The sequence below is a fragment of the Candidatus Frankia alpina genome, assembly GCF_902806485.1.
In the GTDB taxonomy this organism is placed as follows: domain Bacteria; phylum Actinomycetota; class Actinomycetes; order Frankiales; family Frankiaceae; genus Frankia; species Frankia alpina.
Window position 1 is genome coordinate 1 of the sequence record NZ_CADCWT010000345.1, and the last position, 3,961, is coordinate 3,961.

Here is a 3,961-nt window from a genome sequence, read left to right on the forward strand (position 1 = left end):
GGGGGTGTGCCTGGAGAGGTAGCCGGTTGGGGTAACCGATAGGTGGGTGTCCGGGGAGTCGAATGGCCGGGTAGCTGTGGTTCCATCGGTACAGTCCGATTTGTGACACCGCAGCGAACCGTTCCGCCTCCGGGGGCACACCTGCCGCCGCTTCCGGTGAAGGCACCAGGGCCTGGTACCGCCCTGCCGGCGCACTTTGTCCATTGCTTTGGCGGTGGCGAGCGGCCGGGCCCGGGCCAGCGCTTTCCGCGCCGGCCGCGCGAACAGCCGACCCTCCGCTGACGCCACCCGGTATGCCATCGCGGTCGCGAGTTCCGTCATCCGGCGGCGATCCCCGCCACGTCCGGTGGCGGAACTTCCCCGGCGCCCGGAGTCGTCTGATGAGTACAGGGGATGCGCGGCCTGACCGTCGCACATCCTCACCACAGGTTCCGCGGGCACCGTGGGGTGACACCGGCGGCGGGGCCTTCGGCCCCGATCGGAGGGGACCGAAGTCGGGCGGAGCCTTAGGCGTCCGGCGGGTGGGTTGACGTTCGCGGATGGTGGAAAGAACGACGTAAGGAGGGGCGTGGTGCCGCCGAGGCCGCTGCGCTCGGGTGACCCGGAGCGGGTCGCCCGGTTCGCGCTGACCGCGCGGCTCGGCTCCGGCGGGATGGGCATCGTGTACCTCGGCGAGGACGACGACACCGGGCAGTTGGCTGCGCTGAAGGTGATCCGGTCGGACTTCGCCGCCGAGCCGGAGTTCCGCGCGCGTTTCCGCCGCGAGATCGAGGCGGCCCGCGCGGTGGGCGGCGCCTGCACCGCCCGGCTGGTCGACGCCGACCCCGACGCCGAGGAACCGTGGATGGCCACCGAGCTCATCCCCGGCCAGAGCCTCGCCGAGACCATCGCCACCCGGGGCGCCATGGACACGCCGGTCGTCGTGGCGCTCGCCGCCGGCCTCGCGGAGGCGCTGAGCGCGATCCACGGCGCCGGCATCGTCCACCGTGATCTCAAACCCGGCAACGTCATCCTCAGCGGTGACGGCCCCAAGGTGATCGACTTCGGGATCGCGGCGGCGGTCGACGCCACGGTCGCGACCCGCACCGGGGTCCTGCTCGGCAGCCCCGGCTACATGGCGCCCGAGCAGGTCACCGGGCACGGCGAGGTCGGCCCCGCGGCCGACGTCTTCGCCTGGGGCCTGACCGTGCTCTACGCGGCGACCGGCCGGCCCCCGTTCGGCACCGGCCGCGCCGACGCGCTGCTCTACCGGGTCGTGCACAGCGAGGCCGACACCGATGACGTGCCCGCCGAGCTGCGGTCCGCGGTGATCGCGGCGCTGGTGAAGGAGCCCGCCGGGCGACCCAGCGCGGATGATCTACTGCGCGGGCTGATCGGGCCCACCGACGATCCGGCCACGGGAACCCGCCGGCTGCTGCGCGAGGCCTGGAACCCGCCGCCCATCGATCCCATGGCCTTCATCCACCTGCCCACGTTCACCCCGACGCCCGACTCGTCGCAGGCCGGCGACCGGCTGCGCGACGGCGACTTTCACGACAGCCAGACGCTGGCCGGGCTGCCCTCGCCGCGGCCGGCGGTCAGCTTCGTCACACCGACCCAGCGCACCCCCGAGCCCAGCCGCCCCAGGGCCCGCGCGGTCCGGCGCCTGCGTGGCTGGGCGCCGGGCGTGTTCGCCGCCCCCACCGGAGCGCCCGCGTCGGTCGCGCCCACCCCCCGCGGCCGGGACGTCTCCCCGGGCCCGGATGTTTTCGGAGAGATCACGCGGCCACCGGTGCCCGTGACACCCGGCACGTCGGCATCGCCGGCCGGGCGGCGCGCGGGCCCCGGCCGGCCGGTGGGAGCCGACGAACGTGCGGCGGCGTTCCGCGGGGCGGACGGCTCCGGGTCGACGCCGCAAGACGCGGGTGAGGGCGGGGCGGCGCAACCGCCGTCGGCCCACAATCGCGTGTCGGGTCGCGCGATGACCCCTTGGACGCCCGCCGAGCCGGCTTCGGCGGGCGTGGCTGTCTCCAGCCCCGCGCAGGACGATCCGCGGTCGCCGGAACGGTCCGCCCGTCCGGAGGCGGCGGTTTCGCCGGCGGTGTCCGGCGGTGCGGTGCCGGCGACCCCGTCGGGTCTGGCAGTAGTCCCACCGCCGCCGTCTCCCGCCGCGCCCGACTTCCGTGCCACCCCGGGCTCCGTGGTCGAGGCGGATCGCGCGGGCGCCGGCTCGTCCTTGACGGGGATGCCGGTACCGGCCGGTGCGCAGGGCGCCGGCGCGGAGAACTCGATCGGCGCCGACGCGTGGGAGGGATCGGGACCGGCGGTCCGCCCGGTCGGTGCGGGCAAGCCGGAGGGTTCCGGGATGCCTGCGAGATCGGGGGAGTTGGACCGGGCAGGCCGGGCAGGCCGGGCGGAGTGGGCGGGGCGGGCGGGGCGCTCGGGGACGTCCGCGGGTGCGGCGTCCGCGTCTGCGGGCTCGTTCGTGTGGAAGAGCCCCGCCGGTTGGGAGGGCTCGGCGGGTCCGGAGCCGGCGAACCCGTCCGGGCCGGCGACCCCGGCGGCAGAGCCCCACCCAGCCGGTGCGCCGGGCATGTCCGTCGCGGCCGCGGCGGACGCAGGTTCCGCGGCGCGGGCCGCGACGTCCGGGGGAGCGGGAACGCCGGCCGGTGAGCCGGTGTCGACCGGTTCCGTGGCCGGCGGGGCCGCAGGGTCCGGACCTGGCGCGCGGTCGGTGGGGCAGGACGAGCAGTGGGCCGTGCCCTCGCAGGAGTGGGTCGCATCACGGGTCGGGCCGCGAGTGGCGAACGACGGTCAGACCGGGCCTGGCCCAGTCGAGCCGGCTGCCGCTGGGGGGCCGGATGATGCCGGTAGGTCGCGCGGCCGGGCCGGCCATGTGGCCCGGTACCCGAGACGGACGGCGGCCCTGGCTGCGCTGGCCGCGGCGGTCGCGGGGCTGGCCGCGCTGGGAGCCGCCCACGCCGCGGACGAGCCTGATCACGCCCAGTCCCGGCAACCGGCGCCGGCGCACGTGCTCCGGGTCGTTCCCACCGGCGGCTCCGGTCCCGGGGTCGGGCTGGATCTGCGGCCGTCGTCCAGTGTCGGCCGACCTGCCGGCGCGCCCGGCGGGCCGCCGTCCCCAGCTGCGCCGTCACCGGTCGTCACCGCCCTGACGACAGCGCAGCTGGTGCCCCTGTCGGCGGTTCCCGCGTTCCGCGGGACGATCGGGCAGCTCTCGCAGAGCCGGCAGTTCAGCGAGTTCGTCACCGCCCACAACACCGCAGTCATCTTCCTGGAGGTCCTGGCGCCAGGGCAGGGCAACGAGCGGGTCTTCTTCCCCGGCCCGGATCCCGGCGGCGGCCCGCTGCCGAACTTCACCCTGTTCGCGTCGTGCGACGCGCCGGGCCCGAGCCCGGGCCAGACGCCGGACTTCGGTCCCGGTCAGGGCTGCACGGGCACCACCTACCGGCTGACCGGGTTGGCCGGCGGCGGCGCCAGTTTCGACTTCGCGCAGGGCTTCTACCGGCTACATGGATACTTCCTCGTCGAGGTGGTTCCCGGGATGCAGCAGGGCCGGCTGACGGTCAATCTGCATGCGGTCGACACCCGAATTCTGCCGCGTTGACCACATTTCTGGCCCAGCTACCCGGTGACCAGGGTCGGTAATCGCAATTACCCACCGGCATCGGACGGGTTTGTGTTCGGGCGGTGACGGAGAAAACTAGGGCAGGCTTCTCCGTTGGGGGTGTGCGGTGTTTCAAATAATCTGGATCATTATTGCCGGTCTGGTGATCGGCCTGATGGCTCGGCTGATCCTCCGAGGTAGGCAGGACATTCCGCTCTGGCTGACGGCCGCACTCGGCATCGTGGGCGAGTTGGTCGGCAATGTGATCGCCAGTGCGATCGGGGTGCGCCCAGGGCCCCCGGAAGATCGTTTTAGGTTGCGATCTGCTACGCGGAGTATTGGCCCCGTCGTGCCGTC

The 3,961-nt window shown here is 74.3% G+C and carries 2 protein-coding genes; both read left to right on the forward strand.

What is annotated here, in order from left to right:
* Window positions 1–568 precede the first annotated feature (568 nt).
* Entirely contained in the window at window positions 569–3,604 is a 3,036-nt protein-coding gene (locus tag G6R25_RS22315; protein ID WP_163554460.1) for a protein kinase domain-containing protein, read from the forward strand.
* A 127-nt stretch (window positions 3,605–3,731) separates the two neighbouring features.
* Window positions 3,732–3,961, forward strand: a 230-nt coding sequence (locus G6R25_RS25575) for a GlsB/YeaQ/YmgE family stress response membrane protein (RefSeq protein ID WP_235949446.1), incomplete at its 3' end; no start/stop codon positions are given.